This is a genomic window from Microbacterium sp. sgz311019, from assembly GCF_056135325.1.
This window is the reverse complement of the sequence record NZ_JBWAXO010000002.1, coordinates 347499-369402: the sequence shown is the minus strand read 5'-3', so window position 1 is coordinate 369402 and position 21904 is coordinate 347499. Positions and strand designations below refer to the sequence as shown.

20 protein-coding genes are annotated in these 21904 nt (G+C 68.9%); 11 read left to right on the top strand and 9 right to left on the bottom strand.

The genetic code is table 11. The features are described from left to right. Window positions 1-81 precede the first annotated feature (81 nt). Entirely contained in the window at window positions 82-1161 is a 1080-nt protein-coding gene (locus tag AC0NZN_RS04595) for a DUF998 domain-containing protein (protein WP_474591084.1), read from the top strand. A gap of 30 nt (window positions 1162-1191) precedes the next feature. Here the strand turns inward: AC0NZN_RS04595 and AC0NZN_RS04590 are convergent, their stop codons facing one another. Together AC0NZN_RS04590 and AC0NZN_RS04585 are read right to left on the bottom strand one after the other, a co-directional pair. Further along, window positions 1192-2250 carry an aldo/keto reductase gene (locus AC0NZN_RS04590; protein ID WP_474591083.1) on the bottom strand — a complete coding sequence of 353 codons (1059 nt, stop codon included), beginning with the start codon at window positions 2248-2250 and terminating at the stop codon, window positions 1192-1194. Further along, window positions 2247-3104 (bottom strand): aldo/keto reductase, encoded by an 858-nt coding sequence (locus AC0NZN_RS04585; protein ID WP_474591082.1) that lies wholly within the window; start codon window positions 3102-3104, stop codon window positions 2247-2249. Before AC0NZN_RS04585 ends, AC0NZN_RS04590 begins: the two co-directional genes overlap by 4 nt. 122 nt (window positions 3105-3226) lie before the next feature. Here AC0NZN_RS04585 and AC0NZN_RS04580 point away from each other — a divergent pair, with 122 nt between their 5' ends. Genes AC0NZN_RS04580 through AC0NZN_RS04570 form a run of 3 tightly spaced genes read left to right on the top strand, consistent with a single transcriptional unit; the run spans window position 3227 to window position 7570 of the window. Continuing rightward, window positions 3227-4129 (top strand): LysR family transcriptional regulator, encoded by a 903-nt coding sequence (locus tag AC0NZN_RS04580; protein ID WP_474591081.1) that lies wholly within the window; start codon window positions 3227-3229, stop codon window positions 4127-4129. A gap of 32 nt (window positions 4130-4161) precedes the next feature. Then, the gene (locus tag AC0NZN_RS04575) at window positions 4162-5514 is read left to right on the top strand and encodes a cryptochrome/photolyase family protein (protein WP_474591080.1); all 1353 of its coding nucleotides are present in this window, start codon (window positions 4162-4164) and stop codon (window positions 5512-5514) included. Between the two features lie 49 nt (window positions 5515-5563). After that, complete coding sequence (locus AC0NZN_RS04570; RefSeq protein WP_474591079.1) at window positions 5564-7570, top strand: ATP-dependent helicase; 2007 nt, start codon at window positions 5564-5566, stop codon at window positions 7568-7570. 117 nt (window positions 7571-7687) lie between these two features. On the opposite strand, the gene nrdF is transcribed toward AC0NZN_RS04570, so the two are convergent. The 4 genes from nrdF to nrdH are packed head-to-tail and all read right to left on the bottom strand — an operon-like array spanning window position 7688 to window position 11511. Then, entirely contained in the window at window positions 7688-8662 is a 975-nt protein-coding gene (gene nrdF, locus AC0NZN_RS04565) for a class 1b ribonucleoside-diphosphate reductase subunit beta (RefSeq protein ID WP_474591078.1), read from the bottom strand. Between the two features lie 11 nt (window positions 8663-8673). Further along, window positions 8674-10848, bottom strand: a complete 2175-nt coding sequence (gene nrdE / locus AC0NZN_RS04560; protein ID WP_474591077.1) for a class 1b ribonucleoside-diphosphate reductase subunit alpha — start codon at window positions 10846-10848, stop codon at window positions 8674-8676. Next, complete coding sequence (gene nrdI / locus AC0NZN_RS04555) at window positions 10830-11276, bottom strand: class Ib ribonucleoside-diphosphate reductase assembly flavoprotein NrdI (RefSeq protein ID WP_474591076.1); 447 nt, start codon at window positions 11274-11276, stop codon at window positions 10830-10832. Before nrdI ends, nrdE begins: the two co-directional genes overlap by 19 nt. 1 nt (window position 11277) lies before the next feature. Beyond that, entirely contained in the window at window positions 11278-11511 is a 234-nt protein-coding gene (gene nrdH / locus AC0NZN_RS04550) for a glutaredoxin-like protein NrdH (protein ID WP_474591075.1), read from the bottom strand. A gap of 390 nt (window positions 11512-11901) precedes the next feature. Between nrdH and AC0NZN_RS04545 the strand changes: the two genes are divergently transcribed. The 3 genes from AC0NZN_RS04545 to AC0NZN_RS04535 are packed head-to-tail and all read left to right on the top strand — an operon-like array spanning window position 11902 to window position 15035. Then, entirely contained in the window at window positions 11902-13119 is a 1218-nt protein-coding gene (locus tag AC0NZN_RS04545; protein ID WP_474591074.1) for an MFS transporter, read from the top strand. Window positions 13120-13128: 9 nt separating this feature from the next. After that, window positions 13129-13884: an alpha/beta fold hydrolase gene (locus AC0NZN_RS04540; RefSeq protein WP_474591073.1), complete on the top strand. Its 756-nt coding sequence runs from the start codon at window positions 13129-13131 to the stop codon at window positions 13882-13884. Beyond that, window positions 13881-15035, top strand: a complete 1155-nt coding sequence (locus AC0NZN_RS04535) for an acyl-CoA dehydrogenase family protein (protein ID WP_474591072.1) — start codon at window positions 13881-13883, stop codon at window positions 15033-15035. Before AC0NZN_RS04540 ends, AC0NZN_RS04535 begins: the two co-directional genes overlap by 4 nt. Here the strand turns inward: AC0NZN_RS04535 and AC0NZN_RS04530 are convergent. Then, window positions 15032-16171 carry an aminotransferase class V-fold PLP-dependent enzyme gene (locus AC0NZN_RS04530; RefSeq protein WP_474591071.1) on the bottom strand — a complete coding sequence of 380 codons (1140 nt, stop codon included), beginning with the start codon at window positions 16169-16171 and terminating at the stop codon, window positions 15032-15034. The two genes, AC0NZN_RS04535 and AC0NZN_RS04530, sit on opposite strands and share 4 nt — an antisense overlap. A 33-nt stretch (window positions 16172-16204) precedes the next feature. Here AC0NZN_RS04530 and AC0NZN_RS04525 point away from each other — a divergent pair, with 33 nt between their 5' ends. Continuing rightward, the gene (locus AC0NZN_RS04525) at window positions 16205-18280 is read left to right on the top strand and encodes a S9 family peptidase (protein ID WP_474591070.1); all 2076 of its coding nucleotides are present in this window, start codon (window positions 16205-16207) and stop codon (window positions 18278-18280) included. A gap of 3 nt (window positions 18281-18283) precedes the next feature. Here AC0NZN_RS04525 and AC0NZN_RS04520 read toward each other — a convergent pair whose 3' ends face one another. Next, entirely contained in the window at window positions 18284-18559 is a 276-nt protein-coding gene (locus AC0NZN_RS04520) for a metal-sensitive transcriptional regulator (RefSeq protein WP_474591069.1), read from the bottom strand. A 41-nt stretch (window positions 18560-18600) separates the two neighbouring features. On the opposite strand from AC0NZN_RS04520, the gene AC0NZN_RS04515 reads away from it, so the two are divergent. From AC0NZN_RS04515 to AC0NZN_RS04505, 3 genes are read left to right on the top strand one after another with little or no spacing between them, the layout of a single operon-like run. Beyond that, complete coding sequence (locus AC0NZN_RS04515; RefSeq protein ID WP_474591068.1) at window positions 18601-19881, top strand: DUF445 domain-containing protein; 1281 nt, start codon at window positions 18601-18603, stop codon at window positions 19879-19881. A 20-nt stretch (window positions 19882-19901) separates the two neighbouring features. Next, window positions 19902-20249, top strand: a complete 348-nt coding sequence (locus tag AC0NZN_RS04510; RefSeq protein WP_474591067.1) for a gamma-glutamylcyclotransferase family protein — start codon at window positions 19902-19904, stop codon at window positions 20247-20249. Further along, window positions 20246-20731, top strand: a complete 486-nt coding sequence (locus tag AC0NZN_RS04505; RefSeq protein ID WP_474591066.1) for a SixA phosphatase family protein — start codon at window positions 20246-20248, stop codon at window positions 20729-20731. Before AC0NZN_RS04510 ends, AC0NZN_RS04505 begins: the two co-directional genes overlap by 4 nt. Here the strand turns inward: AC0NZN_RS04505 and hutI are convergent. Continuing rightward, the gene (gene hutI / locus AC0NZN_RS04500; RefSeq protein WP_474591065.1) at window positions 20728-21903 is read right to left on the bottom strand and encodes an imidazolonepropionase; all 1176 of its coding nucleotides are present in this window, start codon (window positions 21901-21903) and stop codon (window positions 20728-20730) included. The genes AC0NZN_RS04505 and hutI overlap by 4 nt on opposite strands. Between the last annotated feature and the right edge of the window lies 1 nt (window position 21904).

Here is a 21904-nt window from a genome sequence, read left to right as displayed (position 1 = left end):
CGCGGGACCAATGGCCTTTCTCGGACGGTCCGGGCCGCGGAGACTGTGCGCGCACACGCCCTTGACGGGAGGTTTCACACCGTGACCGAACGTGACTATTCCCTCCGCGCTGCAGCCCCGACCCCCGGTCGCCGGGCCGAGTCCGAGGCCGTCTATGTCGCCCTCCTCGCCGGCATCATCGGCGCGATCTACGGCCTGTTCGTCGGCCTGTTCGCACCGGACCTGAAGCTCGCGGGCGAAACCGACTCCTTCGGGATGTGGGCGTCCGCGGGCGCGGCGGTCGTGGCAGCCGTCGCATCCTCGATCGAATACTGGCGCGCTCGCAACCGCCCGGGGCAGGAGTGGCGCCGATCGCTCCCCTCCTGGAAGTACACCGTCAACACGATCTCGGTGGTCATCGTCCACGTGGCGCTCGCGTTCGTCTTCGTGTACGCGCTGTACCGCGTGCTGGCGGCGGGGTTCGTCGGGCTGCCGATCGTCACGTTCTGGGCAGTCGTGCTGATGGCGGTGACACTCGGCATGACCGCGTGGATGGTCTACCTCTCGGTCTCGGCGATGACGACGCAACGCATGGCGATGCTCCTTCTCGCGTTCATCACCGTCGGGGTGCTCACCGCCATGGTCACCACGCCTGACAAGGACTGGTGGACCGTCCATTTCAGCCAGCTCGGCAGCTTCGAGAACGACCCGTCGAGCTGGATCTTCAACGGCACCCTCATCGCCGCCGGTCTCCTCGTCACGACGTTCGCCGTCTATATCGCCAACGACATGCGGCAACTCGCCGCGACCGGCATCCTCGAGAACCCGCACGCCCCGCGAACGGTGCCCGTGCTGTTCGTCGTCATGGGCATCATGCTCGCGTTCGTGGGGATCGTCCCGGTCGACGTGAACCAGCTCGTGCACAGCCTCGCCGCGTCCGGCATGGCAATCATGTATCTCGCTCTCCTCATCGGCGGACCGAGGTTCTTCCGCGGGATGCCGCGCAGCTACTTCGTCGCCTCCTCCGCATTCCTCGTCGCGATGGTGGCCTCGATCATCCTGTTCATCCCGGCCATCGGGTATTTCTCCCTCACCGCCTTCGAGATCATCGTGTTCGCGTTGATCTTCGCGTGGATCGCCGTGTTCGTCCGCTTCCTGGGCGTCACGGGCCGCCGGGACTGACGCGCCCGCGAGATCCCGTCGTGGGCGCGTTCACCGTCCGCCCGCGATATTGCGGTGCCGCTGAGCGATGCCGGGCGCACCGTACGGGTAGTCGTCCGCCGGCGGTGCACTCACCGCTGTCAGGCGCTCGAGCTCGGAGGGATCGAGATCGAGCGTGAGAGCGCCCATGTTGTCGCGGAGCTGCTCGACCGACCTGGCACCGAGGATCACCGAGGTCACGGCCGGCTGCGCGGAAAGCCATGCGAGCGCGACCTGCGGCAGCGACACGCCGCGGGTCTCGGCGATCTCGGTGACCGCGTCGATGATCTGCCAGGTGCGGTCACTCGCATTCCGCGCTCTCCACGCCTCCATGCCGCGCTCGGGGTTCTCCCCCAGTCGCGTCGAGCCCGTCGGCGGAACATCGCGACGGTACTTGCCGCTCAGCCAGCCGCCCCCGAGCGGCGACCAGGGCAGCAGTCCGATCCCGGCATCCAGTGCCGCCGGAACGATCTCGTGCTCGATGCCCCTCACGAGCAGGCTGTACTGGGGCTGCAGGGTCATCGGCAGGTTCCAGCCATGCCGCTCGGCGAGCATGGTCGCCTTGGTGAGCTGCCAGCCGGTGAAGTTCGAGAACCCGTAGTATCCGATCTTGCCCTGACCGATGGCATCGTCGAGGAAGCGCAGCGTCTCCTCGAGCGGAGTGATCGCATCCCAGGCGTGCAGCTGGTAGAGGTCGATGTGGTCGACGTTCAAGCGACGGAGCGAGTCATCCAGTGCCGTCCGAAGGTGTCGTCGTGACGTCCCGAGGTCGTTCGGACCGGCCCCCATCGGGAATCGACCTTTCGTCGCGATGACGATCTGAGCCGCCTCTGCGGGGTGCGCGGTCAGCCACCGGCCGATGATCTCCTCGCTGACGCCGAGACTGTAGACATCCGCAGTGTCGATGAAATTGCCGCCGGCGGCGACGTATGCGTCGATGATCGCGTGCGAGGTCGTCTCGTCCGCCTCGGCGCCGAACGTCATCGTCCCGAGGGCCTGAGCAAGCACCACGGCACCGCTGCGCCCGAGCGTGCGGTACGGGGGTGTCGTCGATGCGGCCGCGCTGTTCATGCGGAGAGCTCCGTGATCTGATCGGGGGCGAGAACGAGGTCCGCGGCTCGCGCGGAGTCCTGGATGCTGGCGGGTCGGGACGCCCCGGGAATGGGGATGACGACGGGCGCGAGCGCGAGCTCCCACGCCAGGCAGACCTGCTGCGAGCTCACACCCAGCTCGGCACCGACCTGCTCGAACGCGGCGCCCTTGCCTGCGAGGGTGCTCGCGCGGGAGATGCCCCCCAGCGGGCTCCAGGGCAGGAACGCGATGCCGAGCTCCGCGCACAGCGCCAGCTCCGCCTCGCTCGAGCGGAAGGCGGGCGAGAACTGGTTCTGCACCGAGACGAGACGGCCGCCGAGGATCTCCTGGGCGAGACGGATCTGATCGACACTCGCGTTCGAGATCCCCGCCATCCGGATCACACCGTCATCCAGCAGGTCTCGCAGGGCGCCGACCGAGTCCGCGTAGTCGACCTGCGGGTCCGGCCGGTGGAACTGGTACAGACCGATCGCCTCGACGCCCAGGCGCTGGGCCGAGGCTCGCGCGGCCTGCTGCACATATTCGGGGCGCCCGTTGACCGTCCAGCTGCCGTCGCCGGGGCGCAGGTGGCCGCCCTTCGTGGCGACGAGGACGTCCGAGGTGTCGGCGCCGTATGTGGACAGGGCCTTCGCGATCAGCTGTTCGTTGTGACCGACTTCGTCGGCGTCGCGGTGATACGCATCCGCGGTGTCGATCAGGGTGACCCCGGCGTCGAGGGCGGCGTGGATGGTGGCGATCGAGCGAGCTTCGTCCGGTCGTCCTTCGATGGACATCGGCATCCCGCCCAGACCGATCGCACTGACCGCGACGTCTCCGATCACACGACTTTTCATGAAGGGCTCTCCTCTGTAGAACATGATTCAGCAGGTCGCGTTCAACGCTACGGAGCGCGTTGCTATCTGTCCAACAGAAGAATATTGTTGCTCCCACAATTCGCGCTTATGAATGGATGCCCATGGACCTGAGGCAGATGGAGTACTTCGTCGCACTCGCCGAGGAGAGCCAGTTCACGAGAGCCGCAGAGATCACGCGTGTCTCCCAATCCGGGCTGTCGGCTGCGATCAAGAGCCTGGAGGCAGATCTCAACGCCCAGCTGTTCACCCGCACCACCCGCCGCGTCGAACTCACGTCGGCGGGTCGGGCGCTGTTCCCCCACGCTCGCACACTCCTGGCGGAGGCGAAGGCCGGCCGGGATGCGGTGACGGCGACGATCGGCGAGTTCACGGGCACTCTGCGCGTGGGCGCCGAGCAGTGCCTCGGCTCGATCAACGTGCCCGAGCTCGTCGAGCGGTTCCATCGCAGACATCGCGAGGTGGAGATCGCATTCACGCAGGCCGGCACCGGCGACCTGCTCAGCCGGATGCGCGAGGGAGAGCTCGATCTCGCGTTCGTCGCAGGCACGCCGGAGACATCCGACCCCAAGCTGCGACTCACCGGGCTCGAGCACGTGCCCCTCGCCACCGAGCCGCTCGTCGTGCTGACGCCACCCGGCCATCCCCTCGCGTCGCAGAAGACGGTCACCTGGGAGGACCTCCGAGAGCTCACCTTCATCGACCTCGACGACGCATGGGCCATCCGCGTCGTCGCCGACGAGCTCTTCGCGCGGCGCAGGATTCCACGACGAGTGGCCTTCACCGTCGGCGACATCCATGCGCTCATCGACCTGATCAGCCGCGGCCTGGGCATCGCCGTGGTGCCCCAATCCGTATCGCGCAAGGAGATCGCCGCAGACCTCCATACGCTCAGCCTGGCCGAGCAGCGTGACGCGATCTGGACCGTGAGCGCCGCCCACGTTCATTCCGACGCGAGCTCCGGTCTCACGGCGGAGTTCCTCACGCTCGTCGAGCCGCCACGATAGCCCCAGGTTCAGGCCTGCGGAAGGATGGGTGAATGGTCAGCCCGTCGATCGTGTGGTTCCGCGATGATCTGCGTCTTGCTGACAACCCTGCTCTGCGAGCGGCGGTCGCGCGCGGTGAGCCGATCATCGGCCTCTACGTCCTGGACGAGGACTCGCCGGGCGTCCGCCCGCTCGGCGGAGCAGCGCACTGGTGGCTGCACCACTCGTTGGCCTCGCTCGCGGACCGGATCGGCGAACGCGGTTCGGTGCTGGTCCTTCGCCGAGGTGCGGCGGACGAGCTCGTGCCTGCGATTGTGCGCGAGACCTCGGCCGGTGCCGTCTTCTGGAATCGCCGGTACGGCGGACCGGAGCGGAAGGTCGACGGCGCGATCAAGGCCGCGCTGCGCAGCGACGGCGTCGAGGTCGCCTCGTTCGCCGGCTCGCTCCTGTTCGAGCCCTGGACGGTGACGACCGGATCGGGCACCCCGTACTCCGTCTTCACGCCGTATTGGCGCGCCTGCCTGGCGCTCCCCGCGCCACGGGCCCCGCATCCCGAACCGCGCGAGCTCGACGGCCCGCCATCCCGCATCGATACCGACGACCTCGCCGACTGGCATCTGCTGCCCGCAGAGCCAGACTGGGCAGGCGGTCTGCGAGAGACGTGGACGCCGGGCGAGCCGGACGCGCGGAGACGATTGCGCGAGTTCATCGCCGACGACCTCGAGGCCTACGACCGGGCGCGTGATGAGCCGGCGGCCGGCGTGACATCGCTGCTCTCGCCGCGGCTGCGGTGGGGCGAGCTGAGCCCATTCACCGTGTGGCATGAAGCCGTGGCAGCGGGCGGCGGCAGGTTCCTCTCCGAGCTGGGGTGGCGAGAGTTCGCGTGGCACACCCTGTTCCACCACCCCGACCTCGCGACGACGAACCTCCGGCGGGAGTTCGATGCGTTCCCCTGGCCGCGGCTGACGCCTGGCCAACTCGCGGCGTGGCAACGAGGGCGCACGGGCATCGCCCTCGTCGACGCAGGCATGCGCGAACTGTGGCGCACCGGGTTCATGCACAACCGTGTGCGGATGGTCGCCGCGTCTTTCCTCGTCAAGAACCTCCTCATCGACTGGCGAAGGGGCGAGGAGTGGTTCTGGGACACGCTGGTGGATGCGGATGCCGCCAACAACCCGTTCAACTGGCAGTGGGTCGCCGGCTCCGGCGCCGACGCCGCCCCCTACTTCCGGGTGTTCAACCCCGATCTGCAGGCGAAGAAGTTCGACCCCGACGAGGCATATGTGCGGCGATGGGCGCCGGAGCATCGGTCCGCGAATCCTCCCGAACGGACCGTCGACCTCGGGCAGAGCCGAAAGGCTGCCCTCGACGCATTCGACTCGATGAAGCGGACGCCGAAGGGATAGCAGCCGCCCTCGCGGGGGAATGTCCGGGGCTCTCGTTACCGTCAGATCCGTGGCAGTATCTGATGCGCTCGAGGGGCTGGATCCGGCTCAGCTTGCGGCCGTCGAGCACGGCGAAGGGCCGCTCGTGGTCGCGGCGGGGGCGGGCACCGGCAAGACGCGCGTCCTCACCGCGCGGGTCGCGCGCCTGCTGGAGGCGGGGGTCGCACCTGAACGGATCCTGCTGCTGACGTTCACCCGGCGCGCAGCATCCGCGATGCTCTCGCGCGCGGCGGCCATGTGCGGCGACGCGAAGGCTGCGCAGCGAATCGCCGGCGGCACGTTCCACGCCGTCGCGCACCGCATCGTCGCCGAGCACGCACAGCATCTGGGGCTGGAGGACGTGACGGTCATCGATCCCGACGACGTGATCGATCTCATCGACCTGCTGCGCGCGGAGCACGGGCTCGACGGCACCGCAGTACGGCTGCCCACGACACGCGCCATCGCCGACATCGCCTCCCGCGCGATCAACACCGCGACGCCTGCCCGTGCCGTCATCGAGGAGCAGTTTCCCTGGGCACTCGAGCAGGCGGACGCGATCGCCGGCCTGTTGCGCCACTACCGCGGGCGAAAGCGCGAGCGCGGCCTGCTCGACCTGGATGACCTGCTCATCGCCTGGCGGGCGCTGGTCGCTGATCCCGACGTCGGAGCACGGCTGCGGGCGCGCTGGGACTGGGTGCTCGTCGACGAGTATCAGGACGTCAACCAGCTTCAGGTCGACATCGTGCGCGGGCTCAGTCCCGACGGCCGCGGGCTCACGGTCGTCGGCGACGACGCACAGGCGATCTACGCGTTTCGAGGGGCGAGCGCCGGACACCTGCTCGAGCTCATCGAGACGTACGCGGATGCCACGCTCGTGCGCCTGGAACGCAACTTCCGGTCCACGCAGCCGATCCTCGACCTCGCGAACCAGGTGCGCCCGGGCGAACTGAGGCTGCGGCTCGTCGCCGACCGCCCGCAGCCCGGTGCCCGGCCGACGCTGGTCACCTGCCGCAATGCCGATGACGAGGCCCGCACGATCGCAGACCGCATCCTCACCGCGCACGTCGATGGCACGCCGCTGCGTTCGCAGGCGGTGCTGATGCGCACCGGATCCCACAGCGCGCAGCTGGAGGTCGAGCTCAAGGTGCGGGGGATCCCGTTCCACAAGTTCGGCGGCATCGGCTACCTGGAGACGTCGCACGTGCGCGACCTGCTGGCGAGCTTCCGAGTGGTGCTCAATCCGTCGGATGAGGTGTCCTGGTACCGCCTGCTCACCCGGCACCGCGCGATCGGCAAAGCGAGCGCGCGCGCACTCTCGAAGATCCTCGCGGACGGGGCCGTCGATCGCGCGGCCGACGCGGTCGCGGCGGCACCGGCGAAGGCGCGCACAGGGCTCGCGTCGACCCTGTCGCAGCTCGGCGCCGTCGACTCCACGACCGTGGTGCCGGAGCTGGTCGAGGCGTGCCGAGGCGCGGTGGATCCGCTGCTGCGCGCGCACTACCCGGATTGGCACCGTCGGGTGACTGAAGTCGACGGCATCGCGCAGGCGGCCGCTCAGCACAGCGACCTCCGGACGTTCGTCAGCGAGCAGGCGATCGACCCGGTGAACGTCGCCGGCGACTGGGCGAAGCAGCCGCACCTCGACGAGGACTGGTTGACTCTGTCCACGATCCACTCCGCGAAAGGCCTGGAGTGGGATGCGGTGCACCTGCTGCGCGCGAACGACGGCGCGATGCCCTCGGACATGGCTCTCACCTCGCCCGCCGGCCTCGCCGAGGAGGAGCGCCTCTTCTACGTCGCGCTCACCCGCGCACGCGACACCCTCGACGTGTACGTGCCCTCGCAGCTGCCCACGCATCCCACCGCATTCACGGCCAAGCACGTCGCCGCCAAGCCCAGCAGGTTCCTGACCGAGCCCGCACGCGCTCTCATGGACTCCGTCAGCACCGCTGCCGTCGCATCCGAGCCCGCGATCAGCCGGGCCGTCGCTGGTCCGCGGGTGCGCATGGACGAATTCGACCAGCTCTTCGCCTGATCCGCATCCGCCGGTACTGTCCCACGCGACAAGGCACGACAAGAGGCCCGGGCCCGCAGAATCCTGCGGGTCCGGGCCTTTCAGCCGCCCGTGCGGGCCGAGTGTGTTCTGGAACTCTTAGAAGTCCCAGTCCTCGTCTTCCGTCGCGACGGCCTTGCCGATCACGTACGACGATCCCGACCCACTGAAGAAGTCGTGGTTCTCGTCCGCGTTCGGCGACAGGGCAGAGAGGATCGCGGGGCTGACATCCGTGACGGTCGACGGGAACATCGCCTCGTAGCCGAGGTTCATGAGCGCCTTGTTCGCGTTGTAGTGCAGGAACTTCTTGACGTCCTCGGTGAGGCCGACGCCGTCGTACAGATCCTGCGTGTACTGAATCTCGTTGTCGTACAGCTCGTACAGCAGCGAGAAGGTGTAGTCCTTCAGGTCCTCGCGCTTCGCCTCGTCGACGAGCTCGAGGCCCTTCTGGAATTTGTACCCGATGTAGTACCCGTGGACGGCCTCGTCGCGGATGATGAGGCGGATCATGTCGGCGGTGTTCGTCAGCTTCGCGCGGCTCGACCAGTGCATCGGCAGGTAGAAACCCGAGTAGAACAGGAACGACTCGAGCAGAGTGGATGCCACCTTGCGCTTGAGCGGCTCGTCGCCCCGGTAGTACTCCATGACGATCTGAGCCTTCTTCTGAAGGTTCTCATTCTCGATCGACCAGCGGAACGCCTCGTCGATCTCCTTCGTCGAGCACAGCGTCGAGAAGATCGACGAGTAGCTCTTCGCATGGACGGACTCCATGAAGGCGATGTTCGTGTAGACCGCCTCCTCGTGCGGGGTCACCGCATCCGGAATCAGCGAGACGGCGCCCACGGTGCCCTGGATCGTGTCCAGCAGCGTCAGGCCCGTGAACACGCGCATCGTCAGCTGCTGCTCCTCGGGCGTCAGCGTATTCCACGACTGGATGTCGTTCGACAGCGGCACCTTCTCGGGCAGCCAGAAGTTGCCGGTCAGCCGGTTCCACACCTCGACGTCCTTCTCGTCCTCGATGCGGTTCCAGTTGATCGCCTGGACCTTGTCCAGCAGCTTGAGCTTCTCAGTCATGGTGTCTTCCCTTACAGCGTGCAGGACACGCAGCCTTCCACTTCCGTACCCTCCAACGCCATCTGGCGGAGGCGGATGTAGTAGATCGTCTTGATGCCCTTCTTCCAGGCATAGATCTGCGCCTTGTTGATATCGCGCGTCGTCGCCGTGTCCTTGAAGAACAGCGTCAGCGACAGGCCCTGGTCGACGTGCTGCGTCGCCGCGGCGTACGTGTCGATGACCTTCTCGTAGCCGATCTCGTACGCGTCCTCGTAGTACTCCAGGTTCTCGTTCGTCATGAACGGCGCCGGGTAGTAGACGCGACCGAGCTTGCCCTCCTTGCGGATCTCGATCCTCGAGGCGATCGGGTGGATCGAGCTCGTCGAGTTGTTGATGTAGGAGATCGACCCGGTCGGCGGGACCGCCTGCAGGTTCTGGTTGTAGATGCCGTGCTTCTGGACGGACGCCTTCAGCTCAGCCCAGTCCGCCTGCGTCGGGATCGCGTGGCCGGCGAACAGCTCGGCGACCTTCTCGGTCTGAGGTGCCCACTCGGCGTCGATGTACTTGTCGAAGAACTCACCGCTCGCGTACGTCGAATCCCAGAACCCGTCGAACACCTGCCCGCGCTCGATCGCGATACGGTTCGAGGCCGACAGCGCGTGGAAGAGCACCGTGTAGAAGTAGATGTTCGTGAAGTCCAGGCCCTCGTCCGAGCCGTAGTGAATGTGCTCGCGCGCGAGGAACCCGTGCAGGTTCATCTGGCCGAGGCCGATCGCGTGCGAACGGTCGTTGCCGTCCTCGATGGAGCGGACCGAGTGGATGTGGCTCTGGTCGCTGACGGCGGTGAGGGCGCGGATGGCGGTGTCCACCGTGCGGCCGAGGTCGCCGCCATCCATCGCCAGAGCGATGTTCAGCGAGCCCAGGTTGCAGGAGATGTCCTTGCCGATCTCCGCGTACGAGAGGTCCTCGTTGTACGTCGTCGGCGTGTTCACCTGCAGGATCTCGGAGCACAGGTTCGACATGTTGATCCGGCCCTTGATCGGGTTCGCCCGGTTCACCGTGTCCTCGAACATGATGTACGGGTAGCCCGACTCGAACTGGATCTCGGCGAGCGTCTGGAAGAACTGCCGCGCGTTGATCTTCGTCTTCTTGATGCGCGGGTCGTCGACCATCTCGCGGTACCGCTCGGAGACCGAGATGTCGCCGAACGGCACGCCGTAGACGCGCTCGACGTCGTACGGCGAGAAGAGGTACATGTCCTCGTCGTTCTTGGCGAGCTCGAACGTGATGTCGGGCACCACGACACCCAGCGAGAGCGTCTTGATACGGATCTTCTCGTCGGCGTTCTCACGCTTCGTGTCGAGGAACCGCATGATGTCGGGGTGGTGCGCACTGAGGTAGACCGCGCCCGCGCCCTGCCGCGCGCCGAGCTGGTTCGCGTAGCTGAAGCTGTCTTCGAGCAGCTTCATGACCGGGATGATGCCGCTCGACTGGTTCTCGATCTGCTTGATCGGGGCACCCGACTCGCGGATGTTCGAGAGCAGGAGCGCCACGCCGCCGCCGCGCTTGCTCAGCTGCAGCGACGAGTTGATGCCGCGCGAGATCGACTCCATGTTGTCCTCGATGCGCAGCAGGAAGCACGAGACGAGCTCGCCGCGCTGCGCCTTGCCGGTGTTGAGGAACGTCGGCGTCGCGGGCTGGAAGCGTCCGGCGATGACCTCGTCGACGAGCGCCTCGGCCAGCTTCTGGTCCCCCGCCGCGAGGCCGAGCGCCGTCATCACGACGCGGTCCTCGAAGCGCTCGAGGTAGCGCTTGCCGTCGAAGGTCTTCAGCGTGTAGCTCGTGTAGTACTTGAACGCCCCGAGGAACGTGTCGAAGCGGAACTTCTTGCCGTACGCGCGCTCGTTGAGCCGCTGGATGAACTCGAACGGGTACTGCTCGAGGACGGCCGGCTCGTAGTACTCCTTCTCGACGAGGTAGTCGAGACGCTCCTTGAGCGAGTGGAAGAACACCGTGTTCTGGTTGACGTGCTGCAGGAAGTACTCGCGCGCCGCGCGCTTGTCGGCGCCGAACTGGATCTTCCCGTCGGCGTCGTACAGGTTGAGCATCGCGTTGAGGGCGTGATAGTCCATGCCCTCGTAGCGCGCTTCCGTCTTGAAGTCGGCCCCAGTCTTCGCCTCAGGCACTGTCACTGCTGCTTCCACCATCGTTCCAATCCGTCGCTCACGCGATCGACATCATCCGGTGTGCCGAAGAGTTCGAGCCGGTACAAGTGGGGCACACGGCACTTGCGGCTGACGATGTCTCCGGCGAGACAGAAGTGCTCGCCGAAGTTCGTGTTGCCCGCGGAGATGACTCCGCGGATGAGACGTCGGTTCCGATCGTCATTGAGGAACCGGATGACCTGCTTGGGGACGGCACCCTTCTCCTCGCCTCGTCCCTGTCCTCCGCCGTACGTCGGCGTCACGAGGACGAAGGGCTCGTCGACGATGAGAGGCGGCTCGTCGCCTCTGATGGGGATGCGCACCGCGCGCATCCCCAGCTTCTCGATGAACCTCGCGGTGTTGCCCGACACGCTCGAGAAGAACACGAGCAGGGGCGCGTCTGTCGCGACGCGCTGCGTCACGACGGACATGTCACGCCAGTCGAGCCGCGAGCTCGTCGATCTTGTCGGGACGGAAGCCCGACCAGTGACCGTCGTCGGTGATCACGACGGGAGCCTGCAGGTAGCCGAGGGCCTTGACCTGCTCGAGGGCGTCGGCGTCCTGCGAGAGGTCGTGGACCTCGTACTCGATGCCCTTCGAATCCAGTGCGCGGTAGGTAGCCGTGCACTGCACGCATGCGGGCTTTGTGTAGACCGTGATCGCCATGTCGACGCGTTCTCCCCTCGTTCGGTCTGATCATTCCGGCATTTCCCCCGCCGGGAGCACCAATACTACATATGGGTACGGACACTGGGAAGCACCACAAGGGCTAGTAGTTACATCCGTGTAGTTTTCCACCGTCCTCCCCAGATACAACACAGGTTGTCCACCGTTTCATCCACAACCAGGGCATGAGTTCGGGACCGCGGGATTCCGCGGATCAGGGGCCGGGAACGCACCCCCAGAGGCGGTCATCCACAGGTGTGGACAGTACGCCGGGGGGCCGACATCCGATTTCGCGCTTCTCTGCACGCCCGGCGTGTCGCACCGCTCTCACCCCGCCGCAGCCGCCTCCGCGCCGTCGCGATTCAGCACGGCCCACGATAGCCTCGAGGGATGGCTGGGTACCGGGACCTCGTGCGCACTCCCGGCGTCCTCCGCATCATCGCCGCCCAGCTGACCGCCCGCTTCCCGAACGGCATGACGAGCCTCGTCATCCTGCTGCACATCGAAGGGATCACGGGCTCGTACGGCGCCGCGGGCACCGTACTGGCCGCGGCGTCGATCGGCCAGGCCCTCGCAGGACCGGTGACCAGCCGCCTCATGGGCCGGTTCGGGATGCGCCGTGTCATCACCATCACCACGCTGGTCTGCGCCGCGGCGCTGACCGCGATGGCCTTCTGGATCGCACCGCTGTACGTCTACGTCGTCCTCGGCTTCATCGCCGGCCTGACCACGCCCCCGATCGTCGCGGCCGCCCGCACGATCTACCCGAAGCTGGTGACCTCGAGACAGCTGACCGCCCTGTACTCCCTCGACGCGTCGCTCCAGGAGATCATCTGGATCATCGCGCCCGTCCTCATCACGGTCACCGCGACCCAGTTCGGCACGACGCAGGGACTCATGCTCGTCGTCGTCATCCTCATCGGCGGCTGCAGCTGGTTCGTCCTCTCCCCCGAGGTCGGGCGCGTCCGCATCCCGCCCAGCAAGCGCGCCTTCGGCAAGGTCCTGAGCCGTCCGCCCGTCCTGCTGGCCGCGATCATCGGTTTCCTCTTCATCGGATCCTTCGCGGCGGTCGAGGCGAGCGTCGTCGCGACCTTCAACCACCAGGGCCCCGACGCGGGCGTCGTGCTCGCCGTCTTCTCGATCGGCAGCCTCATCGGCGGCTTCGCCTTCGGCCACCTGCCCATGGGTCCCTGGGCGATGGCGCGCCGCCTGACGGTGGTGACGATCGGTCTCGTCCTCGCGAGCCTCTGGCTCAACGTGTGGTGGATCAGCATCACGCTCTTCGCCGCGGGCATCGGCATCGCACCGGCGCTGGCCGTGGGCTCGGCGATCACGACCGCCAGCGTCAAGTTCAGCGACACCGCCGAGGCATTCGGCTGGACGGGCACGGGCCAGCTCATCGGGGCGGCCGTCGGCTCGGCCGTCGCGGGCTTCCTCATCGACATCACGGGCGGCCCCACCGCCGGCTACTGGGCCGCCGCGGCCCTGTGCACGCTCGCCCTCGTGGTGGCGGTCGTCTTCGTGCGCTCGATGCCCGACCTCCGGGTCCGCGGCGCCGCACCCCTCCCCGACACGGACGTCATCCGGACCGTCGTGGCGGAGCCGTAGAGTCGGGCCATGCCCTTCCCCCTCGCCCTTCCCCGCATCTCGTGGGGCCATCCGGATGCGCAGCGCCGGGCGCTCCTCATCCACGGGCTCGGATCCGACGGTGCGCTCATGTGGCGCTACGGCGTCGCCCTCGCGGATGCCGGATGGCGGGCGGATGCCGTCGACCTGCGCGGCCATGGAGCGGCGCCGCGCGCGCTCGACTGCACACTCGAGGCCTACGCCGCCGACGTCGCCGAGGTGCACCCGGATGACGGCGCGCCCTGGGATCTCGTCATCGCGCACTCCCTCGGCGGTGCGGCCGCGGTGCTCACGAGCGCCGATCACCCGCAGTGGACGCGCCGCCTCGTGCTCGTCGACCCGGCGGTCCACCTCAGCGCCGAGGGCCGCGCCCAGGTGCGTCAGGGCCAGGAGGAGTCGTTCGCCGACCCGAGCGCCGACGCCGTGCGCGCCGCGCACCCGCACTGGCACGAGCTGGACATCGAGCTGAAGGCCGCGTCGACCCGCGCCGCGAGCCGCTGGATGGTCGAGGAGACGAGCGCCCAGAACGAGACGTGGGACGTGCGGGAGCCCGCATCCCGCCTCTCGGTCCCCACGCACGTGCTGGGAGCCGACCCGGCGGTCTTCAGCATCTTCACCGGCGCGACGGCCGCAGAGGTGCTGCAGAACCCGCTCGTGACGATGTCGGTCGTCGAGGGCGCGGGCCATTCGCTGCACCGCGACCGCCCTGAGGCCACGATCGATGCGCTGATGGAGGTTCTGCCATGACATTCGACCCGGACGCGATCCTGCCCGACGACCTGCTCGCGCGCTTCCGCGAGCGCGCCGCCGTCCACGACCGCGAGAACACGTTCCCCGACGAGGACCTCGCCGACCTGAAGGCCGCCGGCTACCTGTCGATCCTGGTCCCGACGGACCTGGGCGGCGCGGGACTCGGGCTCGCCGAGGCATCTCTCCTCCAGCTGCGGCTCGCCGGCGCGGCACCCGCGACGGCCCTCGCCGTCAACATGCACCTCGTCTGGACGGGCGTCGCGAAAGTCCTCGCGGACCGGGGCGTCGACTCCCTGCGCTTCGTGCAGGAGGGCGCCGTCGCCGGAGAGGTGTTCGCCTTCGGCATCAGCGAGGCGGGCAACGATCTCGTCCTCTTCGGCAGCGACACGGATGCGGTGCCCCTTCCCGACGGCGGCTATGTGTTCACGGGAACGAAGATCTTCACGTCGCTCGCGCCGGTGTGGACCCAGCTGGGCCTGCACGGCCTGGACACCACGTCGCCCGACGGGCCGAAGCTCGTCTATGCGTTCGTCCCGCGCACCGGTGCGGTGAGCACGCGCGACGACTGGGACACCCTCGGTATGCGCGGCACGCAGAGCCGCACGACGGAGCTGGGCGGCGTCGTCGCCCTCCCCGACAAGGTCGTGCGGCGCATCGATCCCGGGCCGTCCGCTGATCCGATCGTGTTCGGCATCTTCAGCGTGTTCGAGCTGCTGCTCGCCTCGGTCTACACGGGCATCGCGCGCCGCGCCCTGGAGCTGGCGGTGGATGCGGCGACCCGCCGCACCTCGAAGAAGACCGGGATGCCGCTCAGCCAGGACCCCGACATCCGCTGGCGCATCGCCGGGATGGGGATCGCCTACGACGCGCTGCCGCTGCAGCTCGCATCGCTGTGCGCGGATGTCGACGCGACGATCGATCACGGGATGCGGTGGTTCCCGCTGCTCTCCGGCGTCAAGCACCGCGCGGTCACCATGGCCAAGCACGTCGTGGACGAGGCGATGCTGGTCGCCGGCGGATCGTCGTACTTCTCGCGCAACGAGCTCAGCCGCCTCTACCGCGACGTGATGGCGGGGATGTTCCACCCCTCCGACCCCGAGTCGGCCCACTCCACGGCCGCCAACGCGCTGCTGGGGCCTCCCGCCTAGAGACCCATCCGGTCGAGCGCGGCGGCGAGGCGGGCGACCGTGCCGTCGACGTCGCCGAGCTTGTCGAGGCCGAACAGCCCGACGCGGAACGTCGAGAACGTCTCGGGCTCGCCGCAGTGCAGCGGCACGCCGGCGGCGACCTGCACGCCCTGCTCGGCGAACCGCGCGCCGGTGCGCAGGCCCGGATCATCGGCGTGCACGACGACGACGCTCGGGGCGTCGAATCCGGATGCCGCGACCGACGGCAGCCCGCGCGAGGCGAGCAGCTCCCGCACCTGGGTGCCGAGCGACACCTGCGCCCCGCGCAGCCGCGCGAGCTGCCCGGCGGTCTCCACCATCTGCCCGAGGTTGTGCAGGATCGAATCGGTCGGCATCGTGGCGTGGTACGCGGCCCGGCCGTCGCGGTACGCATCCGAGATCTTCAGCCACGTGCCGAGGTCGGCCGCGAAGCTCGTCGCCGCGCCCGCCTCGACAGCGGCGCGCCCCTCGGTGCTCAGCATCACGTAGCCGACCCCGGGGGTGCCGCTCCATCCCTTCTGCGGTGCGCTCAGCAGCGCGTCCACGCCGAGGGCCGCCATGTCGACCCACATGGCGCCGGAGGCGATGCAGTCGAGGACGAGCAGGCCGCCGTTCCCGTGGACCGCATCGGCCAGCGCGCGCACGTATTCGTCGGGAAGCAGCATCCCCGCTGCCGTCTCCACATGTGGCGCGAAGACCACCTCCGCGTGGTCCGCGCGGATGGCGGCCACGACCTCGTCGATCGGCGCCGGACGCCACGGCGCCTGATGCGCGTCGGAATCGGGCCGCGCCGCCCACACCGTGATCGAGGAGGGGATGCTTCCCACCTCGAGGATCTGCGACCAGCGGTAGGAGAACAGGCCGTTGCGCACGACGACGACACGTCGCCCGCTGGCGATCCGCCGGGCCACGGCCTCCATCGCGTACGTGCCGCCGCCGTTCACGAGCGCGACGCTGTCGGCGGCGTAGGTCGTCCGGAGGATGTCGAGCGTCTGCTGCATCGTGCGGATGAAGCGCGCCGACATGTGGTTCAGGGAGCGGTCGGTGAAGACGACCGAGTACTCCAGCAGTCCGTCGGGGTCGATGTCGGCCCGCGGAAGATCCTGGGGAAGGCTCATGCGCCCAGCATCCCACGGCGATAGCGTGGCGGAATGGCGACCCCCTTCGATTCCCTCGACGACTACATCGCACTTCCCCGGATCGAGGGCCTCGCCCTCTCCCCCGACGGCACGCGTGCCGTGCTCACGATCGCCACCCTGAAGAAGGACGGCACCGGCTACGAGCGCGCGCTGTGGGCGATCCCCGCCGACGGGAGTTCCGGAGCCGTCCGTCTCACCCGCTCCGCCAAGGGTGAATCCTCTCCCGCGTTCACCGCCGACGGCGACGTGCTGTTCGTGTCCGCGCGTCCCGACGGGGACGGTGAGGATGCCGGCGGGCAGGTGTGGCTGCTTCCCGCGAGCGGCGGCGAGGCGCGCCCCGTGACGGCGATCGCCGGAGGCGTCGAGGGCATCGCGGCCGTGGCGGAGGGCTCCGACCGGGTCCTCATCACGGCGGCGCTCCTTCCCGCGGCGGACGGTGTGCTCGAGGAGCACGCGAAGCTGCACGCCGAGCGCACCAAGCACAAGGTGTCGGCCATCCTGCATGAGGCGTATCCGGTGCGGTCCTGGGACCACGACCTCGGACCCGCCGAGCAGCACCTGCTCGCCCTCGACCTGGGTGCGCTGCAGGAGCAGGTCGGCGTGCGGCACGATGCGGCCGATGACGAGGACGGCGACAAGCCCGAGCCGTACCCGGCATCCCTCCCCCGCCCCCGCGATCTGACACCGCGGCCCGGACACCCGACCTCCGTCTCGTCCGCGGCCGTCACCCCCGACGGCACCCGCGCGATCGTGGCGCAGGTCGTCCGCGAGGGCTACGACGAGCGGATCAGGCTCGTGTCGATCGACACCGCCACGGGCGCGCTCACCGTCCTGCGCGACGAGCACGGCTTCGACATCGAGAACCCGGCCGTGAGCACCGACGGCGTCCGGATCGCGTTCGTGCGGACGGCCAAGCCGAACCCGTCCGCACCATCGCAGATGGAGCTCTGGGTCGCCGGCCTCGACGGCTCGTCGTCGCGGCGGATCGCCGAGGCGTGGGACCGGTGGCCGACCTCCGTCGCCTTCGATCATGACGATGCCGCGCTCATCGTCACCGCCGACGAGGACGGTCGCGGTCCGATCTTCCGCATCCCGCTCGACGGCTCGGATGTCGACCGGCTCACACATGACGACTTCACCTACACGGATGCGCACGTCGACCGCACGACCGGCGATGTCGTCGCCCTCCGCTCGAACTGGATGACGCCGCCGCATCCGGTCCGCATCGGCCGTGACGGCACGGTCACCGTGCTCGCCGCGCCCGTCGCGCTGCTCGAGGCACCCGCGACGATGGTCGAGGTCGAGACGACCGCGGCCGACGGAGCCCGCGTGCGCGGCTGGCTCATGCTGCCGCCGGAGGCGACGGAGGATGCGCCGGCCCCGCTGCTGCTGTGGATCCACGGCGGACCGCTCCACAGCTGGAATGCGTGGAGCTGGCGCTGGAATCCCCAGCTCGCCGTCGCACGCGGCTACGCGGTGCTGCTGCCCGATCCGGCGCTGTCGACGGGATACGGCCTCGACTTCATCGGCCGCGGGTGGAACGCCTGGGGTGCTGCTCCGTACACCGACCTCATGGCGATCACCGACGCGGTCGTCGCACGGCCGGACATCGACCAGACGCGCACGGCGGCCATGGGCGGATCGTTCGGCGGCTACATGGCCAACTGGGTCGCGGGGCACACGGACCGGTTCCGCGGCATCGTGACGCACGCGAGCCTGTGGTCGCTGGATCAGTTCGGCCCGACGACCGATTTCTCGCCGTACTGGCAGAGCATCTTCACCGCGGAGGCGATGGAGGAGAACTCGCCGCACCGGTTCGTGGACGAGATCGGCACGCCGATGCTCGTGGTGCACGGCGACCGCGACTACCGGGTGCCGATCGGCGAAGGCCTGCGGCTGTGGTCGGAACTCAACGAGCGCTACGCGGGCGCCGACGGGTCCAGCCCGCACCGCTTCCTGTACTTCCCGGACGAGAACCACTGGGTGCTGAAGCCCCAGCACGCGGTCGTCTGGTACGACACCGTGTTCGCGTTCCTCGCGCAGCACGTCCGCGGGGAGGAGTGGGCCCGCCCCGCCCGGATCGGCTGAGCCCTACGAGCGGGTCTCGAAGTCGAACGCCTTCAGCAGTTCGGCGACGGCCTGCTCGCGCTGCTCGCCGCCGTGCTCGAACATGTGCGACACATGGGTGCGGAGGTGGTTCTCCAGGAGGAGCTTGTTCAGGGAGTCCAGCGCCTTCTGGATCGCGCGGGACTGCCCGATCATGTCCATGCAGTACTCCTCGCTCTCGATCATCCGGGCGAGCCCGCGCACCTGGCCTTCGATGATCGCCGTGCGATGCAGGGCGCGCTTCTTGATGTCCTCGATCACGGGGACAGGGTACCGCCCGCCTCGCATGGCAGGATGACGGCATGGCGCGCACACCCACCGCCCTGCTGAGCCCCGCCGACCGCGAACGTCTGCGGGGACTGCGGGTCATGAAGGGCATCGCCCTCGGCGCCCTGATCGCGCTCTCGATCGTCTTCGTGTTCGCCTTCGCGCTGGAGGGCCGCTATCCGGGCCTCGCGTACGTCCGCGCGGCGGCGGAGGGCGGCATGGTCGGCGCTCTCGCCGACTGGTTCGCGGTCACGGCGCTCTTCCGCTACCCGCTGGGCATCCGCATCCCGCACACCGCGATCATCCCGACCCGCAAGGACGAGATCGGACGCACGCTCGGCGAATTCGTCGAGACGAACTTCCTCTCGGCGGAGGTCGTGCGCACGAAGATCGGGGGCACACCGGTCGCCCGCCGCCTCGGCGAATGGCTGCAGATGCCCGAGCACGCGGAACGGGTCGCCGCCGAGGCATCCGGAGCCGCCGCCGGCATCCTGCGCGCGCTCAGCGACGAGGACGTCCAGGAGGTGCTCGAGGGCCTCGCGCGCGAGCACCTGCTCGCGCCGGAATGGGGGCCGCCGGCGGGCGAATGGCTCGAGCGGGTGGTGGATGCGGGCGCCCACCGTGGCGCCGTGGACCTCGCTGTCGACTCCATCACGACGTGGCTCGACAACAACAAGGTGGCGTTCGACGGACTCGTCTCGCGCCGGCTGCCGAGCTGGGTGCCCTCCATCGCCCACCGTTTCGTGGACGAGACGGTGTACAAGGAGGCGCAGACCTTCGCCCGAGCGGTGCGCGCCGACCCGCAGCATCCCGCCCGGCACGCCATCGACGGGTATCTCGCCCGCCTGGCCGACAACCTGCAGCACGATCCTGCGATGATCGGCCGCGTCGAGGATGCCAAGCTGGCCGTCTTCGACTCCCCGCGCGTGCGCGCGCTCGCCGGAGAGGCGTGGAACGCGGCGAAGGCCGGACTGCTCATCTCGCTCGCCGACCCGCAGAGCGGCCTGCGCCGTCGCGCCGCCGAGGCGGTCGCCGAGATCGGCGAGCGACTGGCGACGGATGCCGCACTCCAGACCCGCGTCGACACGTGGGTCGCCGAGACCGCCGTGCTCCTCGTCGATCGCTACCGGCACGACATCGCCTCGATCATCACCGAGACCGTCGAGCGGTGGGACCCCGCGGAGACGACGGAGAAGATCGAGCTCATGGTCGGCCGCGACCTGCAGTACATCCGTCTCAACGGCACGATCGTCGGTGCCATCGCGGGCCTCGGGATCTACACGATCGCGCAAGCCCTCCTGGGCGTGTCGGGCTGAGCGGGCGGTACCCTGGCCACGTGACCGACGCCCCAGTCGACCAGCTGCTCTTCTCGTACGGGAACCTCCAGCAGCCGGACGTGCAGCTCGACCTCTTCGGCCGCCTCGTCCACGGCGAGCTGGATTGGCTGCCGGGATACACGGTCGACTACGTGGAGGTCGACGATCCGCGCGGGACCGATGTCTCCGGCCTCTCGATCCACCCGGTGGTGCGCGCGACCGGCAATCGCCTGGACCGCGTGCCGGGACGCGTGCTGCACCTCACGGAGGAAGAGGTCGAAGCCGCCGACGAGTACCAGGTCGAGCTCTACCGCCGCGACCGCGTGATGCTCTCCAGCGGCCACGCCGCGTGGGTGTACGTCACATGATCCGGCTCGCCCTCGTCCGCCACGCGAAGTCGGACTGGTCATCGCCGGGCCTCGCCGACCACGACCGGCCCCTCAACCACCGCGGTGCGCGGGATGCGCCGGTGATGGCCGCGCGTCTCGCCGAGGACGGGTTCGTGCCCGACGTCATCCTGTCGTCCACGGCCCTCCGGGCTCGCACGACCGCCCAGGCGTTCGCCGACGAGTTCGGGATGGCGGTCACTCTCGAGCGCCGTCTCTACGCGGCGTGGGGCTCGACGCTGCTGGCGGCCGTGTGCGACGCCGGAGCTGCCGGGGCGTCATCCGTGATTCTCGTCGCGCACAATCCCGGGATCACGGATCTGGCCTCCGACCTCTCCCAGGAGCGCATCCAGCACATGCCGACGTGCGCGATCGCGCGGTTCGCGTGGGATCTCGATGCATCCGAGTGGACCGCCATCGACGCGGTCGAGCCCGTCGAGTGGCAGGTGGACGTCCCCCGTTAGGCGACTCGCACGCCGTCCTTGTAGACGCTGTCGATGATCGGCACACCGGGCCGATAGGCCAGGTGCACGCGCGTCGGCGCGTCGAGCAGCACGAGGTCGGCGCGCATCCCGGGGGCGATCGCTCCGACGTCGTCGCGCCGCAGCGCCCGGGCGCCCCCGGCGGTGGCGGCCCAGACCGCCTCGGACGGCGTCATCCGCATCTCGCGCACAGCGAGGGCGACCATGAGCGGCATCGAACTCGTGAAGCACGACCCGGGATTGCAGTCGCTGGCGATCGCGACGGTCGCGCCGGCATCGATGAGACGGCGCGCGTCGGGGTACGGCGAGCGCGTGGAGAACTCGACGCCCGGCAAGAGCGTCGCCACGGTGTCCGATCCGGCGAGGGCCGCCACGTCGTCGTCGCTCAGGTAGGTGCAGTGGTCGACGGATGCCGCCCCCATCTGCACGGCCACCTGCACGCCCTCCCCCGGGCCGAGCTGGTTGCCGTGCATACGCGGCACGAGGCCGTGCTCGATGCCTGCGGCGAGGACCCGCCGGGCTTCCTCAGGAGTGAAGGCGCCGGTCTCGCAGAACACGTCGATGTACTTCGCGTGCGCCGCGACGGCACGCAGCATGGGCCCGGTGACGAGGTCGACGTAGTCCTCACGGGCGTCGGCATACTCTGCCGGCACCACATGCGCGCCGAGGAAGGTGACCTCCGGGGTGACTTCGGCGGCGAGCCGCGCGGCGCGGGCCTCGTCATGCACGGTCAGCCCGTAGCCGGTCTTGACCTCGATCGTCGTCGTGCCCTGGCGGGCGCACTCGTCGACGAGCCGGCGCAGGTTGCGGCGCAGCGCGTCGTCGGAGGCGGCACGCGTCGCGGCGACCGTGCGGCGTATGCCACCCGCGGCATAGGGCACTCCCGACATGCGCGCCTCGAACTCGTCCGCGCGGTCTCCCGCGAACACCAGGTGCGCGTGGCTGTCCACGAAGCCGGGGATGACAGCACGGCCCGCGGCGTCGACCACGTCGGTCTCCGTGCCCGTCGAGGAGCGGTGCGGTGCGTCGGCCGCGGGTCCCACCCACGCGATGCGCCCACCCTCGATCAGCACCGCGGCATCCGTCATGGTCCCGAGCCGGTCATCGCCCGACGGCACGTTCGTCGTCAGCTCGCCGATGTTCGTGATCAGCATG